Origin of the sequence: Lysinibacter cavernae, from assembly GCF_011758565.1 — a bacterium.
Taxonomy (GTDB): domain Bacteria; phylum Actinomycetota; class Actinomycetes; order Actinomycetales; family Microbacteriaceae; genus Lysinibacter; species Lysinibacter cavernae.
Map to the genome: position 1 here is coordinate 494,487 of NZ_JAAMOX010000002.1, position 17,432 is coordinate 511,918.

General features: G+C 61.2%; 10 protein-coding genes and 3 tRNA genes. 2 read left to right on the top strand and 11 right to left on the bottom strand.

From position 1 onward, the window contains the following. Nucleotides 1-343: 343 nt before the first annotated feature. From FHX76_RS11635 to serS, 6 genes are all read right to left on the bottom strand, one after another. Nucleotides 344-420 (bottom strand) — tRNA-Arg (locus FHX76_RS11635). Nucleotides 421-866: 446 nt separating this feature from the next. Further along, nucleotides 867-958: transfer RNA gene (locus tag FHX76_RS11640), tRNA-Ser, on the bottom strand. Between the two features lie 115 nt (nt 959-1,073). Further along, nucleotides 1,074-2,372 carry an LCP family protein gene (locus FHX76_RS11645; RefSeq protein WP_167150845.1) on the bottom strand — a complete coding sequence of 433 codons (1,299 nt, stop codon included), beginning with the start codon at nt 2,370-2,372 and terminating at the stop codon, nt 1,074-1,076. Nucleotides 2,373-2,617: 245 nt separating this feature from the next. Then, nucleotides 2,618-2,702, bottom strand: a tRNA-Ser gene (locus FHX76_RS11650). An 82-nt stretch (nt 2,703-2,784) separates the two neighbouring features. After that, complete coding sequence (locus tag FHX76_RS11655; RefSeq protein ID WP_167150846.1) at nt 2,785-3,588, bottom strand: Cof-type HAD-IIB family hydrolase; 804 nt, start codon at nt 3,586-3,588, stop codon at nt 2,785-2,787. Between the two features lie 3 nt (nt 3,589-3,591). Beyond that, nucleotides 3,592-4,860, bottom strand: coding sequence for a serine--tRNA ligase (gene serS, locus FHX76_RS11660; protein ID WP_167150847.1), 1,269 nt, complete (start codon nt 4,858-4,860; stop codon nt 3,592-3,594). Nucleotides 4,861-4,923: 63 nt separating this feature from the next. Here serS and FHX76_RS11665 point away from each other — a divergent pair, with 63 nt between their 5' ends. Continuing rightward, on the top strand, nt 4,924-5,901 hold the full coding sequence (locus FHX76_RS11665; RefSeq protein ID WP_167151682.1) for a diacylglycerol/lipid kinase family protein: 978 nt from the start codon (nt 4,924-4,926) through the stop codon (nt 5,899-5,901). 14 nt (nt 5,902-5,915) lie between these two features. Here FHX76_RS11665 and FHX76_RS11670 read toward each other — a convergent pair whose 3' ends face one another. The 3 genes from FHX76_RS11670 to pheA all read right to left on the bottom strand — a co-directional run bounded on the left by FHX76_RS11670 (nt 5,916) and on the right by pheA (nt 9,155). Beyond that, nucleotides 5,916-7,043, bottom strand: coding sequence for a hypothetical protein (locus tag FHX76_RS11670; protein WP_167150848.1), 1,128 nt, complete (start codon nt 7,041-7,043; stop codon nt 5,916-5,918). Further along, nucleotides 7,040-8,110 (bottom strand): hypothetical protein, encoded by a 1,071-nt coding sequence (locus tag FHX76_RS11675; protein WP_167150849.1) that lies wholly within the window; start codon nt 8,108-8,110, stop codon nt 7,040-7,042. The genes FHX76_RS11670 and FHX76_RS11675 overlap by 4 nt, the downstream gene beginning before the upstream one ends. Nucleotides 8,111-8,192: 82 nt before the next feature. Next, nucleotides 8,193-9,155: a prephenate dehydratase gene (pheA, locus tag FHX76_RS11680; RefSeq protein WP_167150850.1), complete on the bottom strand. Its 963-nt coding sequence runs from the start codon at nt 9,153-9,155 to the stop codon at nt 8,193-8,195. A gap of 67 nt (nt 9,156-9,222) precedes the next feature. Here pheA and pgm point away from each other — a divergent pair, with 67 nt between their 5' ends. Next, nucleotides 9,223-10,857 carry a phosphoglucomutase (alpha-D-glucose-1,6-bisphosphate-dependent) gene (gene pgm, locus FHX76_RS11685; protein WP_167150851.1) on the top strand — a complete coding sequence of 545 codons (1,635 nt, stop codon included), beginning with the start codon at nt 9,223-9,225 and terminating at the stop codon, nt 10,855-10,857. A 37-nt stretch (nt 10,858-10,894) separates the two neighbouring features. Here pgm and FHX76_RS11690 read toward each other — a convergent pair whose 3' ends face one another. After that, on the bottom strand, nt 10,895-12,058 hold the full coding sequence (locus FHX76_RS11690; RefSeq protein ID WP_167150852.1) for a sigma-70 family RNA polymerase sigma factor: 1,164 nt from the start codon (nt 12,056-12,058) through the stop codon (nt 10,895-10,897). After that, a complete protein-coding gene (locus tag FHX76_RS16780; RefSeq protein ID WP_167150853.1) occupies nt 12,055-17,331 on the bottom strand; it encodes an Ig-like domain-containing protein in 5,277 nt (1,758 codons plus the stop codon). Before FHX76_RS16780 ends, FHX76_RS11690 begins: the two co-directional genes overlap by 4 nt. Nucleotides 17,332-17,432 lie beyond the last annotated feature (101 nt).

The window sequence follows — 17,432 nt, forward strand, 5'->3', positions numbered from 1 at the left end:
GCAGACGCTCCAGACGCTCCGAGTACAGCGGACAGTCCAGACGCGACAGACGTTTCGAGCCGAAGACCGCTACCGGCAGCTTTGAATCGCGGCCCTGCGCATCCTGCCCGCGGAGCGCGCACCCCAGGGAGCACGCTCGCCCACAGATGTGACGCAAGAGTTCCTTTCCGGGCCGGGGAAGGAACTCTTGCGTCAGATCTGCGCTCGCGAGCAGACCCGCGCTCCCGTCTGGGGCCGTTACGAGCGTGGGACGCGTCATGGCGCGGACAAGAACGGAGGCAACCGCATAAGTTAAAAATGGGTAAACGAAAAGCCCCCACCGATTCGGTGGGGGCTTTTCAAGTGGTGCGCCCGAAGGGATTCGAACCCCTGGCCTTCTGATCCGTAGTCAGATGCTCTATCCAGCTGAGCTACGGGCGCATACTCTTTGGCGCGTTTTTGAGCCGTGTACGATACTACCCCAAAACCGGGCCGGATGAGAAATCGACATGGAGAATCCCAAGAATCCGGGCGTGTTGGCACATTATCCCGACCACTTCGACACTCTTCCCACTCTGCACTGCCAAAAACACCCGTCCGGGGAAGTCACGCATCCGCGCTCGACCATCCAATGGACACCCAAGGCCTGTCCGCCCAGCAGGCTTCATGTGGCCAAGCAAACTCAGGCTCGGGCTGCGATCAATCGAGAGCGGGAAAAACCACCTATTCTTCGAAAGATATGGAGGATTTCCCGCCCTCGATGTCGAGCATTGCACGCAAACCAGGGCACGGGGCACGGGAGCCCAGGCAAGAAGCACGCGAACCCGGGGGCTGCACGCAAAAACCCCTCCCAGCTACCCGGAAGGGGTTACAGCCCCGAGGGGCAATGGCGGAGACGAGGGGATTTGAACCCCTGGTCCCCTTACGAGGACTCCACCTTAGCAGGGTGGTGCACTAGGCCTGACTATGCGACGTCTCCAGCGCGATCAAAAGAACGCACAACGACCATCATAACCAATTGCAGGAGGGGTTTTGGACCAAACGGGGCATCCGGGTAAAAAATACCCGAATACCCCGCATGTTCTCAGCTAAAACTAACGGCCTGCCGTACAGGTGTACTGGCTCGCGTTCTGGCCTTTAACGTTGGTTGGCAGTTCGCCGGGTGCCGTTGTGGCGGTGTCGGTTGGAGCCGCTGGATCAACGGGCACTGTGCCGTCTTCGGCGACCACTGAGCCGTCTTCTGCAACGACGGTGCCGTCTGCTGGCGCAGCAGGCGTCTCGGTGACGGGCGCGTTGGGATCAACGTCGGTAGCTGGGCCGGTACCGCCGGTAAGCGTGAGCGGCAGCCCCTGCTGAATGAGGTCAAAGAGCACGGCAGCCGAAGCGTAGTCTGGTGCGACCTTATTTGGGTTGTAGGGGTGCGTCACCACTGGGTACTGCACGAAGTTGATGGCGTCGACGTCGATATCTTTCACCGTTGCCGCGACCGAGAGCAGGCTCGTAATGGAGTTGAGCGAGCTCGAAAGACTCACGTTTTCGGCGGTTGCCTTCGCGAGGCCGTATACCTTGGATGCGTCGCCAAGCGTCTCTGAACTCTTAATCGTGCGCACGAGGCTCGACAGGAAGGCCTGCTGGTTGCTGATGCGTCCGAGGTCGCCGCCGTCGCCAACGCCGTAGCGCGAGCGGAGGAACTGCAGCGCTTCGAGTCCGGCAAGCGTGTGCTCACCCGCGGGAAGCGTGAGGCCAACCATGGTGTCGTTGATGTCGTTCGAAACGCAAACAGGAACTCCGCCAATTGCGTTGGTCATCGCGATAACACCGTCAAAGCTAATCAGCCCTGCGTAGTTGATTGGGATTCCGGTGAGCTCTTGAATCGTGAGCGCCGCGCAGGCAAGCCCGCCCGACTGCAGTGTGGAGTTAAGCGGTTGCTCACTCATCGCCGGGTAGTAGTTTTCTTCGCCGTTTGGTCCTGGACACGATGGGATCGGAAGCATGAGGTCGCGCGGGAAGCTTGTGACAGTTGCCGTCTTGTGATCGGCCGAGACGGTCAGCAGCATGTTGACGTCGTTGAGCTCGCCCTCTTCGCCGTCATCAAGAGATTGGCCAGCACGGCTGTCTGTGCCCGCGAGGAAGATGGTGAGCGGGCCGTCGATGGGCCCGATTGTTGAGATCTCAGGCAGATCTTCTGCACCAGCCAGCTGCACGGATGGCTGCATGCGGCTTGAGAGGTCCCAGAAAGCGTAGGCGCCGATCGACACGCCACTGACGGCAACAACGACGATGCCGGCCAGTCCAACTTTGAGCGCAGTGCGCCATCCGCTCGACTTTTTCAGTCGCCCATGACGCACGCTTGAGCGCACGCTATCAGATGCTTGCTTCTGTGAAGCCGACATCACCACCACCAAACTGAGAGAAGTTTTTCTCGCCCAGGCCGCGCTGGAGCGACAGTCGGGAGAGCGAACAAGTCATAACGGTGCCCAACACATGTCGCGGCACCTCTGAGTAGTTTACCGTTTCGATGGGGAAAACGCTGAGAGAAGGTCGAGTTATTGCTGTGGATGCGACACCACCAAAACGGTAAAACCCCGGCACCCGCCAGCCGCAAGGCCAAGCAATTACCGGGGTTTTGAATCAAACGCGGAGGGCGTGGGATTCGAACCCACGGGACGTCTCCGCCCACTAGTTTTCAAGACTAGCTCCTTCGGCCGCTCGGACAGCCCTCCAGGCTGACACCCGAAAGCGTCAACACAAGCAAGAAGTCTACCTGAAAGTTTGGGGCCCGTGAGACGCGCCGGCCGACAACGGCTACACGAGGCCGTTGAGGAGCTCAGCGAGCCCATCTTCTTCGAGGCTGCCAAGCACCCGATTTGCCGATGATTTGACGTCATCTGGGGCCTGGCCCATTGCCGCACCAATGCCGCGCCGACTGGCCCATTCAAGCATTTCAATGTCGTTACGGCCGTCGCCAGCGGCAACCACCTGGTGGGGCCCGAAGCCAAGGATGCTGGCAACACGTTCCAGCCCTTGCGCCTTGTGCACTCCCTCTGGTGCGATGTCGAGCCACGCGGTCCATCCGATGGCGTAGCTGACCTTGCTGAGGCCCATTTCTTCGACGATGCGCAGGAACTCTTCGAGCTGATGATCCGGCGAGACGACAACGACGCGGGTCGCCTGGCCGTGCATGAGGTCGTCGAAGGCGACGCGTTTGCTCGGCCCGCCAAATGTTTCTTGCGGGAACATCTCGGTGTACCGAAAGAATCCGGTCTCATCCTCGACGGCGTAGCGCGCGGTAAGCAGGTGGCTCCGGATACGCGTGAGGATGGGCCCAGGATCGAACGATTCCACAAACTCACGACGGTATCCGTCAAGGGAACCGGCATCCCGCTTCAGAACGATGGCCCCGTTTGAGCACACAACGTACTCGGGGTTGAGCCCAAGCTCGCGCACGACGGGAAGCGTCGCTGCAACGGACCGACCCGTTGCAATGGTCACTTCGTGGCCGGCGGCGACCGCGCTGGCGACCGCTTCGCGAACGGCGGGCGAAATAACGCCGTTGCCGTCGAGAATCGTGCCGTCAACGTCGAGGGCGATGAGCTTGCGTTCGGTCATGGCTTAGCGGGCCACCGGCTCGAATACTGAGAGGCCACCAAGATAGGGTCGCAGCGCCTCTGGCACGACAACCGAGCCGTCGGCCTGCTGGTGCGTCTCAAGGATGGCAACAAGCCAGCGTGTGGTGGCGAGCGTTCCGTTGAGCGTCGCTACCGGCTGCGTCTTGCCGCTCTCGCCGCGGAAGCGGGTATCGAGTCGACGAGCCTGGAACGTCGTGCAGTTGCTGGTTGACGTGAGCTCGCGGAACGCGTCCTGCGTCGGAATCCAGGCCTCGATGTCGAACTTGCGAGCGGCACTCGAACCGAGGTCGCCGGCTGCGACGTCAATGACGCGGTACGAGAGGCCAAGGGCCTGCAGCATGCCTTCCTGCCAGGCGACAAGGCGATCGTGCTCTGCCTCTGCCTCTTCCGGCGTGGTGTAGACAAACATTTCAAGCTTGTTGAACTGGTGCACGCGCAGGATGCCGCGGGTGTCTTTACCGTACGAGCCAGCCTCGCTGCGGTAACAGGTTGACCATCCCGCATAGCGGAGCGGCCCCTCGGCGAGGTCGAGGATTTCGTCTGAGTGGTATCCGGCGAGCGCAACTTCGCTCGTGCCGGTGAGGTAGAGGTCTTCGTCGCGCAGCTGGTAAACCTCGCTCGCGTGCTCCCCGAGGAAGCCGGTGCCGTCCATAATTTCGGGCTTCACGAGGGTTGGCGTGATGAGCGGCACAAAGCCGGCCTCAAGCGCGCGATCGAGTGCCATGTTCATGAGGGCAATCTCAAGGCGAGCGCCAACGCCGCGTAGGAAGTAGAAGCGCGAGCCGCTGACCTTTGTGCCACGACCCATGTCGATTGCGCCAAGCAATTCGCCGAGCTCGAGGTGATCGCGCGCCTCAAAGTCAAACGTTGGCTTGTCACCGACCTCGCGAAGGGTCACAAAGTTGTCTTCGCCGCCCTCTGGCACGCCCTCGATAATGGGGTTGGCGATGGCGCGGGCAAAACGGAGGAAGTCTTGTTCGGCATCCGAAGCCAATTGGCTCGCTTCGCGGACACGCGCAGCGAGCTCTTGGGCCTGGGCCACAAGCGCCTTCTTCTCGTCTGGAGCAGCCTTGGCTACCGTCTTGCCAAACGCGTTCTGCTCTGCGCGCAGAGACTCGAACTGCGTGATGGCTTCTCGCCGCGCAGAATCGGCGGCAAGGGCGTCGTCAACGAGCGCCTCTGAGGCCCCGCGCGCACGCTGAGAAAGTTTGATGGACTCTGGGTTTTCGCGAAGCAGCACGGGATCAATCACGCGACCCAGTCTAGCCCGCTCACCGCTTTCGGGCTCGGATGACGTAGCGTAATACGCATGGTAATGAATTCAGGGTCACAATACCCACGCGCGGCGATCATTTACCATCCCCTTAAAGCAGATGTGAAGCAGCTCAAGGCGGCGGTCAGAACGCAGCAGCACGCATCCGGCTGGGACGAGACCCTCTGGTTTGAAACGACAGAAGACGACGCCGGCCAGGGGCTCACCAGGCAGGCCCTCGAAGCTGGCGTGGATGTTGTCGTCGCGGTTGGCGGCGACGGAACCGTGCGCGCGGTGGCGGAGGCGCTGCGAGGGTCGCACGTACCGCTCGGGCTCATCCCCTCTGGCACGGGAAACCTGCTGGCGAGGAACATCGGCATCACCCTCGGCGATCTCAACGAGGCGGTATCCACCGTGTTTACGGGCGTCAATAGGGCCATCGACCTCGGCGTCATCACGCTCAAGCGCGAAGGCGGCGGAAGCGAAGAGCACGTCTTCCTGGTGCTTGCCGGGCTTGGTATCGACGCGAAGCTCATTAGCCTCACCCAGTCTGGGCTCAAGGATCGCGTTGGCTGGCTCGCCTACATTGATGGCGGTATCAGGGCCATGATCAAGCAGAAGCCGGTGCGCATTCGCTACAAGCTCGACGACAAGCCGCGCAGCATCCTGTCGGTGTACAGCGTCATGATTGGCAACTGCGGGCAGCTTCCTGGTGGGGTGCTCCTCATTCCGGATGCCCAGCCAGACGACGGCCTGCTCGACATCGTGGCGCTGCGCCCAAACGGCCCCTTCTCGTGGCTCACCATCTGGCGCAAAATCAGTTGGGAAAACGGCGTGCTGCGTAAGACCAAGGCCGGCCGCAAGATTATCGACCTCACCAACGACACCAAATCGGTGACCTATATGACCGGTCGACGATTTGAGCTTGAGCTGCGCGGCCCAGAGTCGGTGCAGCTCGACGGCGACGAATTTGGCGAAACTGTTGCGGTCAAGGGCTTTGTAGACCCAGGCTCGCTTGTCGTGAGGGTGCATCCCGGGTAGCCAGGCAGGCTCCGCTAATCGAACACCACCTTGCCGTCGACTAGCCGCACGGTCACGTCGTAGGGTTGCATGTAGACCTGCAGGTCGGCGACGTGCACGATAGCGTCCGTGCCAGATCGGTTGCTTGTGGCGTTAAACGACACCTTGATCAGCCCGCTGTCCACGGAGAAGCCGGGCCAGTAGCGGTACGAATCGACAACAGGCGTGCGCACCACCTCAACTTCGAGGTCGCTCACGTTGCTGTATTCCCGTAGCTGGTTTTGCCCGCATGATCGGACTCCCCAGTCGGCTGTGTTCGCGCTGAACAACTGTTCCTGGGTCAGGCAGCTGTTGAAGAATCCCAGAACGGCCTCGTCTACCAGCGCTTTTGCGTGTGCTGAAAGGTCAAAGCGGTACTCAGTTTCTTCCTCATATGGGTTGTACCTGCTCCCGTAATCACCGTTTACCCGCGCGATCGTCTTAACCGAGTCGCCGACAAAAAGATCTCCCGTCGGTTGATCAATCTGGTACACCGCCGGATACACCCAATAGGACGTCCATATGTCTTCCATGTTCGCGTCTATCCCCGAGACGCTGAAGTTGGAGGTTCCACCGCTCCAGTCAGGCTTGATCTTCAGGGTGGTGACCATTGGTTCGAACACCCAGCGGGAAACTTTTCGGTGCAGTTGTAAAACAGCCCGCTGCGTGGAACCGGCGAGGGTGTAGGTGAATTGAACTTCAAAGTTGCCCCCTGATTTGTCCTTAACCAGGATCACCTTCGCATCGGAGATATGTTCCGCCGCCTGAGCAAACACCTCATCCGTCAGGAAGCGCGCGGCCTCACCCGTAGCCGCCGGACCGGCCATTGCGGTCGCCGATGAAGCATCACCCTCGGCTAAAAATCCGAGGTACGCTTCCACTGCAGCCTGGGCGTTTGCGGCGGTGGCCTCGCCGTTATCGGTATGGACGGATGGCCGTTTCACACCCACATCCAGCAACTGTTGTGTTGTCGCCGTCTGAGACGCGTCAAATACAAGACCGGTCAGTCGGTAGCCAAGCAGCAGCGATAACACAACGATTATCGCGACGAATAAGCGTCCATAGCGCAGCGGCCCCCGAAAGGTGGGCTGCGCCGGAGTAGTCAACGATGATCCCAGCTTCATGAGGGCCACCCAAACACGAGTTCACCGTCAACAAAGGTGACCGCATAACTCGACGAAAACTGCATGAGGTCAACTTCAACGTCGGTAAATTGCTTCACCCCTGCCGCTTTGTCGTAGGTATCAATCGCAGAGTATGACAGCCGAATCTCGCCGCCGTCCGCAGAATATGTTGCCCCGTCCGAGTAGATACCTGTGAGAGTGATGACTGGATACTCCAACACCTCGACCCGCAAATCGGTCACATCCGATTTACCGCTGTAGAGCTGAAACGGTGCACACGGCGCTTTTCCGGACTGCCTCGTAAACAGCCCCTCGACGGTCAGGCAGCTATCGACCAGGTCAACCGTTTCCGACTCCACCGTCGACAGAATTCTGCTCTTCAGGGTGTAGCGCCCGTCAAGGCTAACCTCAAGTTCGGAATCCTCATCAGAAGCAAACGAAACGGGAAGGTCCACCGGGTCCGCCACAACTAATCCGTGGCTGGGCGCGTTGAGCTGGTAGATCGCCGGATACGCTGCCCAGTCGCAATAGCTGCCCTGATCAACGGCAAGGTCAATGCCCGAGACATTGAGCGTGGCCTGACCCCCGTCAATCTTCATCGCCGAAACGCTCAGCGCACGGGTCATCGGCTCGACCCTCCAGCCCTTCCAGTACGAGGCCTCGAGGTACGCTCTGTAATCAACCCCGCCAAGCACGTATTCAACGGAAACCCTATAGCGATCCGTGTCCCCGTCCTGAACAGCACCGGTCACCTCAACCTCACTGATGTGCTCCTTCGCCTTCGCGAATACCGCATCGCTCAGAAACCCGCCACACTCGGCATCGGCCTCAGGATCCGCCATGCGCGTTGCGGCGTCGGCGTCCCCAGTGGCCAGGTAGCTCAGGTAGGTGGCGACGGCCAGCTTGGCGCCACCAACAGTATCCTGGCGCTGCGCGCCCCAGGGGATCGCAGCACCAGCATCGACGCGGGCGACGGCGGTGATCCAGCCACCAACCAACAGGGAGGCCGCAATCGCACAGGCCAGCATGGCACCACTTATTCGGCGCGGTCGTTCAACTTGATTCATGAGTAGGGGGGTCCTCGGGGTGAACTGTGGGTCAACTACGTTGTAAACAGATCAAAAAAGAAATGGTCCGCAGCGCGCTGACTCAGTCAGACGATGCAGTTTCTCCAGAAACAATACCGCGAAGCCAATCACGAGCGTCGGCAAAAACCTCGTTGCTGTAGCGCGTCTTATGCGTAATGACTGCCTTGTCGGCTCGCGGATACGAGCCGAGGAAGATCACGCTTGGGCTAAACCGCTTGACCCCAAGCAGCGCGTCAGCGACGCGTTCGTCACGGATGTGGCCGTCAGCATCGATCACAAAGCGATAGCGGCCGAGGGCATCGCCGATGGGCCGCGACTGGATCAGACTCAGGTTGACGCCACGGGTCGAGAACTGCTCAAGCAGGCTCAAGAGCGAGCCGGCCTCGTCCTCCGGAAGCTCAACGATAAGACTCGTTTTATCCGACCCGGTTGGCTCGCTCACCACAACGGTGCGGCTCACGAGCACAAAACGGGTGACAGCGTTTGGGTTGTCCCCGAGGTTCTCCGCGAGCAACTCAACATCGTAGTGCTTCGTGATGTTCGGCGGGGCAACCGCGGCATCGGCAAGCGACCCTTCAAAGAGGGTGGATGCCGCAGCCACATTCGAACTCGCGGGAATGTGCTCGTGGTTTGGCAGTGTTGCGTCGAGCCACAGGTGGCACTGGGCGTAGGCGACGGGATGCGCGTTGATGACCCGAACGTCCTCAATTCGCGTGCCAGGCCTGGCGACCAGCACAAAATTCACCGAGACGAGGTACTCGCCAATAATCTGGATGCCAGGGATATTCGCGAGGGCATCCTGGGCAACAGAGACCCCGCCCTCAACAGAATTTTCAATGGCGATCATTGCGGCATCGCTGCGACCGCTCACAACGTCGTCGAGCGCTTCGCCAACGTTATTCACCGAACGCCAGTTCTGACCGACCGCCTCTGGCACCTGCGCGAGGGCAGCCTCGGTAAAGGTTCCGGCCGGCCCAAGGTAGCTGTATGTACGTGTGGTCGTGGGGGCGGCGGGTGCTGACATACCCCAAATCTTATAACCAGGCCAGGGGCACAGCACCTTTTGCGCCTAAAGCTGGCACACTGTTGCTATGCACGAACGCGCCGGAACCGTAGCCACTGCAAGCGACCTCATCAACGTTGAGGAGCTGCTCGATGCGTATTCGCGCATCATCCCAGATCCGAGCGATTCGACGCAGCGCGTTGCGTTTGGCACGTCCGGCCACAGGGGGACCTCGCTCAACGGCTCGTTTAACGAGCAGCACATCCTCGCCATTACCCAGGCAATCGTTGAATACCGCGCAGGCCAGGGCATCACCGGGCCACTGTTCATCGGCCGCGATACCCACGCACTGAGCGCGCCTGCCGAGCAGTCCGCGCTCCGAGTACTCGTCGCCAACGGTGTCTCGGTTCTCGCAAGCGCCGATGACGAGTTTGTGCCAACGCCGGCGCTCAGCCACGCCATCCTCACGCATAACCGAGACCGCACAACGGACCTCGCCGACGGTATCATCATCACGCCGAGTCACAACCCGCCACAGGACGGCGGATTTAAGTACAACCCCCCGCACGGCGGACCCGCCGATAGCGACGTAACCTCGTGGATCGCGAACCGCGCAAACGAGATCGTTGAGGGTGGCCTCGCCGAGGTCAAACAGGACTCGGCAGTTGCAGGTTCATTCCTCAACGTTGGCCGCTACGACTTCCTTGAGAATTACGTTGCAGACCTCGAGAACATCATCAACGTTGAGGCGATCCGCGCGGCAGGAGTGCGTATCGGCGCGGACCCCCTCGGCGGCGCGAGCGTTGCCTACTGGGCGGCCATCGCCGAGCGCTACGACCTCAACCTGACCGTGCTCGGGCCTGGCGTTGACCCGCGATGGGCCTTCATGACCCTCGATTGGGACGGCAAGATCCGCATGGACCCTTCGTCGAAGCATGCCATGGCATCCGTGCTCACCTACCGCGACGAATTCGACGTTGTCACCGGCAACGACGCTGACGCCGACCGCCACGGCATCGTGACACCAGACGCCGGGCTCATGAACCCAAACCACTACCTCGCGGTCGCGATTGACTACCTCTACCAGAACCGACCGGGCTGGTCGCCGGATGCCGCCGTTGGCAAGACCCTCGTGTCGTCGCAGATCATCAACCACGTTGCCGATTCGCTTGGCCGCAAGCTCGTTGAGGTGCCCGTCGGCTTTAAGTGGTTCGTCGACGGCCTCCTCAACGGCTCGATCGCGTTTGGCGGCGAGGAAAGCGCTGGGGCAAGCTTCCTCCGCCTCGACGGCAGCGTCTGGACCACCGACAAAGACGGCATTTTGCTTGCGCTGCTCGCCGCAGAAATCATCGCGGTCACCGGCAAAACGCCGTCGGAGCGGTACCGCGAGCTCACCGATCGCTTCGGGGCACCGGTCTACGAACGAGTGGATGCCGCGGCAACGCCAGAGCAGAAGGCCGTGCTTGGCCGACTCTCAGGGGCATCCATCACGGCAACCGAGCTTGCCGGCGACCCCATCATCGCCGCGCTGAGCGAGGCACCCGGCAACGGCGCTGCCATCGGTGGAGTCAAAGTTGAGACCGAACGAGCCTGGTTCGCGGCGCGCCCGTCAGGAACCGAAAACGTCTACAAGATCTATGCCGAGTCGTTTATTGGCGAAGACCACCTGCGTGAGGTTCAGGTTGAGGCGAAGCGCATCGTGGACGCGGCGCTTGAGGGATAGCTCGGCCCGTTCGGCATGACACCTCACGGCACCACGATCACGGCCTGAACGAATACTCGGACCGAACCTCGTCGCCGTCTGCCGTGAGCACCACCGTGTATGACCCTGTTCGTGGCGCCATAAAGCGATTCCCGTCGGCAATTTCTGTTGGTGAAAGCAGCAGCTGCCCCTCCCACAGGAATGACACGGTGCACGACTCCCCCGAGTCATTCTTGGAATCAAACCAGGTTCGATCTCCAGAGCGCATCGCGCTGACGTTGCAGTCATCACGGGGACCTGCGCTGAGCACAACTGTTGGCGACTGCCCCGTGTCGTCACCCGCCGAGAAACCGCCGCCAAGCGAGGTGGCAGCAATCGGCCCAGAAACGAGCAGCGCCCCAGCCGTCGTTGCGGCCGCAAGCGTACTTCCGGCTGCTGCAGCGGCAAGCGGCCGCTGCTGACAAAACACGAGGATGGGAAAAGGTAGGGCCAGCGCAATCTTCCGCCGCACCGTGCGGAAATAGGCAACAACCGATCGGCACCGGCGGCACTCCTCAAGATGCTGTTCGAGGCTCGTCTGCTCCCGCTCGGAGAGTTCCTCTCTCACGTACCGTGCGAGCATGCTTCGCCGGCGCGGGCATCCACTCGACTCTGGCGACTCGGCAAGTGCGTCGAGGTAACTCTGCCGGATGCCGACGAGGGCCCTTCGGTGCAATGCAGTTACAGCGCCGGTTGTCATACCGAGGGAACTTGCGACCTCGGCGGTTGAGTAGCCCTCGACGTTACGAAGCCAGAGCACTTCCCGCCACCGATCAGGCAGCGCGGTGAATGCTTGCACGGCCTCGCCGGCCTCAACCGGCTCATCAACCGCTCGGTCGAGGTCATCGTAGAACTCGGCGACTGGCGTCACCTTCGCGAGGCGTTTTCCTCGCTCCATCGCAACCGTGCGCACGGCGGTGGCAAGGTACAACCCGACTGAGGTGGCTGGCCCCTTCCCGCCGCGCATGGCCGCGAGTGTGTTCGCCATTGCTTCTTGCGCGATATCCTCAGCGTCATCTCGACCGCTTGCGTAGCGCTTCGCCCAACCGAGCGTGCGGTCCCAGTGCTCGGCAAAGAGCTCGTCCAGTGCTCCCTCATCCTTCTCCTGAAATCTCAGCAGAAGCTCGCGGTCGCGCTGGACGAGCCCAGCCGATTTGGGCTCGTCCCTCTGTGATGATGTCACTCGACGCGCGGCCTCACGGCGTGCTTCTTGCGCCGAACGATCAGGAGCGCACCAACGAGCAACAGCGTTGCGCACAGCGCAAGCAGGCCGCCAAGTTCCCCACCGGTCATGGAAAGCGGATGAGACGGGTTTGCAACGTCAGTCGCCCCAGCGGTCTCGCCAACCTTTGGCAATAGCTCGGCCGGAACGACCGTAACGGTGTACGTCAGGACAACCGTCTGCCCGAGGTCATCCGTGATGGTCACTGAGAACCAGACGTCGCCAACAAAGCCAAGCACTGGCGTATAGGTAACCGTCCCATCCGTAATGCCCACAGAGCCGGAGGCCGGCTGGACAATGACGCTTGCATCAAGTGGCTGCAGGCCGATGCCAGAGCTGTCGCCGAACGGATCAAAGGTTGCCGTTTCCGTATCCGTGATGGTCGTTGCGTGTCCTTCGCCAAGTGGAGGGGCCTGCACGGTGAAGTTGTACGTTGCCTCGCCTGCCTGGCCAAGATCATCCGTAAAGGTCACGGTGAAGCTATACGTTCCTGGCTGCATCCCGCTGGCATCAACATGCACGCTGCCATCCGTCGCGACCGTTACCGGGGTGCCTGCTGGCAACTGATTGTTCAGGCCGGAAAGCTCGGCCCCGGTGACCGTACCACTCGTCGAAATCGTCGTTTCCCAGCCAAGGCTTCCACCGGTTGGGATTTTCTGCGACGGTGGCGAGCTGACAACCGGCGGTGCCTGCACCCTGACGGTGTAGTCGGCCTCAACCGTATTGCCATCCTCGTCAGCAAACTGCACGGTGAACGTGTAGGTGCCATCCTCAGCGTTGCCAGCGTCAAACGTCACCACATTGGCGTCGTTCACCGTCACCGTCCCGGAGTCCGGGCGGGTCGTCACGGTTGCTCGCACCTCAGACTCGGCCACAACCGTCATCGCGAAGTCCGTCGAGCTGCCGCCGGGAATCAGCGCGCTGGTTTCGCCCGTCACGGCAAGCGCGGAGACCCGTACGGTGACGGTCGCCTCGCCCGACTGGCCGAGGTCATCCGTGTAGCGCACGGTGAACGTGTAGTCGCCGACCGGCACCTCGCCTGGATCAAAACTCACGCCGCCCGCCGCGTCAACCGAAACTTCGGCCCCGGCTGGCGCACCAATAACTTCGGCCGAAACGATACTTCCACTCGTCGAAACCCTCGTGTTGACCTCAACGGGTAGGCCAAGGCCTGTCGAAGCGGTGACATCATTCGCACGAGGAACTGCCTGGACGGCAACCGTGTAGACAACCTCCGTTCGCTGCCCGAGCTCATCGGTGAAGGCCACGGTAAAGGCATACCTTCCGTCGGCCGCTCCATTGGCAGAGAACGTGACGAGCTCGGTGTCTGCATCAATTTCGGCCGCCCCCGCACCGGGGGAAACGGTCAACTCAACGGCGTCAAGAACCTCCGGATGCAGCACCTCAGGGCCAAACACTGCGCTGCCCTGCTGGCCGATACGGTCAACCCGATTGCCGTTCACAACCGGTGCCCGCACGACGGTCACCGTCAGCGTCGCCTGAGCCGTCTGCCCGTGCGCATCCTCGATCTGGTAGCTCACGACAACATCGTGGGTCTTCTCCCCGTCCGCCCACGAGTGGGTTGGGGCGATCTGAATCGAACCGCCAACCACGGTCACGTCCGCATCACCGGAGGCGACGGTTGGAGCGCCGGAAAACGCGGGAGCATCCCCCGCATCGTTGCCAAGCACGTCAAATAAGCGGGTGGCATCCGGCATCGTACCGACGTCATCGGTTGCAACGAGCGCGGCATACACCAGCACGGAAACCTCAGCCGTTTCGCTCACCCCGGCCGCGTTGGTCCAGGTATACGTGAAGGTGTCGGTATACGAGCCCTTGCCCGCATACTCGGTTGGCCACGACGCATGAGCCGTGTAGGTCACGGTCGATTGGGTTTGGGCGTCGGTTGGCGCGGTCAATTCGACAGAGCCGTGGGTAGGAACCGTCGCGCCGAGGGCGACCGTGTCACGGGTGAATACGCTGCCAGCTGCTGTTGGAAAGGCAAGGGTATCGTTCGCCGTCACATCAACGGAGACGGAGCTTCCAACACGCGCACTCGTCGCGTCATCGACCAACGCAGGGGCCGCGATGCGCTCTTGCATCATCACCACTTGGCCGGTCACATCCACACCAGAGGCCACTGCAACGGGATCAACCGGCGCAACGGCATCCCAGCCGGAACCGGGGGCAGAGAAGCTGTAGGAACCGGGGGCAATCACCTCGTACAGGAAACCGCTGTCGGTACCCGTTGTTGTGCTTGCCGCATCCCCAACCGAAGTCGCGGTAATCTCGAGGTCTTTCCCCCACGCAATGTCGGCTGGGCTCAACACGCCATCAAAATCGAGGTCACGGTACACCGTGCCCGAAAGGCTTGAGGCGCTCGACTTCAGGTTCACACTCGATGCGTCACGGAACGACATGACCGAGTTCGGGTCGCCGTCAACCGGCTCAGTGCGGCCGCTCATCGTGTTGATCACCTTGCCGTTTCTGGCAAGCCGGTCAACGCTTGTGCTGATGGTTGCGGTGCCAGAGTATCCAGGCCTCAGCAGCGACTCGGTTGTGAACCGAACCGCGGTGGCAGTTGTCGGTATCGCGCCGGACTTCCAGCTGATGTCAGCGTTACCGTTCTCGTTTCCCACCCGGTTAACGGCAGCCTCAACGGTCGCTCGGTCATCCGTTGTGTACTCAATCGCAACCTTGCCCATGACCTCGTCCGCCATACTGGCCTGCACCTCGAGGACGTTCAACCCCGTCTTGCCAAGGCCAGTCGTGCCCCGTGAATCACCGTCAAACGGAAGCACATCAACAAACGTGCCTCGGCCAACGTCATTCGACGTTCCGTTTGCCCAGCTCAGGGTGTAGGAGAACACTTCGCCGGGAGCCACGTATCCGTTATTTGCCGTCGCCGCGGATTTCCCGCCTGCGAAGGACGCAACGCCGGTTACGACAAGCGTCGCCTCCGTGGTTCTGTCCGTGAGCACGGCAGATCCTGCCTGGTTTGTTACTCCGTCCCAGCTTTCGCGAGACGTATCTGAGTCTGACGACATCACCGTCTTGACGGTGTGCTTACTGCCTGAAGGCGTCAGCACAGAGTTCACAACCTGGAACGAGAGCGGGCTCAGCAGCGTCTCGTGGCCGGCAACCGTTGGGTGGAACGTTCCACCGGCCGTGCCTCCTGCCGCAGTGACGTCGCCAAGCTGAAACACAATGTTGGCGGGGGTACCGCCCTTTGCGCAGTTAATCGGGTCGTTCGGCTCTCCTGGCACGATGGTATAGCTCTTCACCGCGCCGCCAGCAACAAGCGCGTCAAGGCTGGCAAGAACCGGCTCAGCACATACCGAATTGAGCGAAACCCTGGCCTGAGTGTTCTTCGCGACCGTGTTGATTCCGGCGCCAACCGGCCCGATGACGAGTGGCCGAACCGTAACCGTCGCGAGGGCACCCGGATCGACGGATGCGGCAGACCACGACGTCGTCGCGCGGACCAGGGCAGGAACCGCCTGAACGTAGCCACCGCCGAGACTGTAGCTCGTTCCCGAATAGGTCGACTTCACGAGGGCAGTTTCAGCGGTTCCAAACTGCCAAAACCACGGCAGCCCCGCGTTCACAGGGAGCGCCAACGAGGCGGCAGAGGTGGTACGAGCGAGCGAAAAATCGAGCCCAACCGCGCTGCCGGGCTTGAGGTTAAACCCCGTAGCCAGAATTCGGATGGCGCCAACAGCCGCAGCGCCACCGGCGACGGCCGCAGGGTCGGATGTCCAACCAGCTGCCCCGTCACCGGCCTGACCGCAGTCAAACGCCTTGCGCTCCGCGTCAGAGGCGAATGAGACGGCCGAGTACTCCAACCGGTAGGAACCAGCAGGAAGAGCGGTGTTTCCGCCCGCGTGGAAAATCGAGGCGTTGCTCACCTGGTTGCTGTAGATGCCACGCGCGTCGCCGTTGAGTCGCAGCAGGCTACTGTCCCAAACCGCACACCCAAACGGCGAGCTGGCCGACTCAAGTGCGGAAGACGCGTTCATCACGCCACTAAAAGCGCGGAAGGCCTGGCCGGGAAGAACTTTCTCCTCGTTCTGCGGGTATCCATGACCATCACCAAAGAGGTAGAGCCGATCGGCCCCCATCACTCCGCCAAACGTGCCGCCAACAACGAGCGTCTGGGTGCGGTCAAACGTGTCTCGCCAGCAGCTCAGCTGCGCTCCAAGAAGCGTGCCGGACGGGCAGACATATCCGGCAGCCTGGCCTGGAGCAACACCATCACCAAAGTTGCTCACGCCGCTCAACGAGTCTGGGTCAAAACCGGAAACCTGCATCTCGACGGTTGTCTTCTGCCCGGTTGGCAGAGTCGGGTCGTACGGTATCCAAAGGTTGACGTTCAGGAAAACGTTGCCCCAAAATTCCTTCGGGAAACCGGTGAAATTGATCACACTGCCAAAATCGGTTCTTGCGTTGGTGAGGGTGACAAACACGGTTTCGCCCGGACCAGCTTGTGTGTAGCTCAGGGTGCCGCCGCCCCTGCCAACGGCAAGGCTGTGGACGACGGATGCCTCGGGAACCCGCAACTGAAACGTCACGGTATCGCCAAAAGCCTCGAAACCGCGAAGGTCACCATCTGCTGACGTAGCGCCGAGCATAAAGCGCTGGCCGGCCAATAAGCCCAGCTTGCCGCCAAGGCTCGTGTTGTGCGCGTATGAAATCAAGCTGGTCTTCAGCTCGGTCGCTGGTTGTGCTGAAACGGTCACAGCATCCGCCGTTCCGCTCGCGGTTCCGGACGTCACCGTTGGTTGTACGGTGGCCCCGTTCCCAACGCTGTACACCCAGGCAAGCAGCTCAAAGCTCTCAGAAAGACCACCCTCGTTGCTGGTGGTTCGTTTGCAGGTCAGGGTCCGATTCCCATCGCTGAGGGAGCCTCCCCCGCTGCAGACGGTCGCCGCGGTTGCCGTTGCGTCCCATTCCATGCCCTGCGGCAGGGTCGACGCAAACGTCACATCGCCAGGGATGTCGTAGGAGGCTTGCACCCGATAGCGGATGCTGTCTTGCGTGCGCACGATACCGTTCTTCGCGGCGGTGTCGAGCCCAGGGCCGTCGTTGGTGCTAAATGGAGCCGTGCCGTCGGCAAGAACCGAGACCTGAATGTCGGTCACGCGTCCGTCCGCGGCCATCGCCGGCGCGGATGAGCCCACCGTCCCTATTACGGCGAGCGCCACAACAGCGACTATTGATACGAGTTGTTTCACAATACTTCCCTCAAGTAATTACGACACTCAGCGCCCAAATGCCTTCGAGTGTCTACCCGTAAGGAATGAGTTGGCAAAGAAATCCGACGCGCGCATCAAAA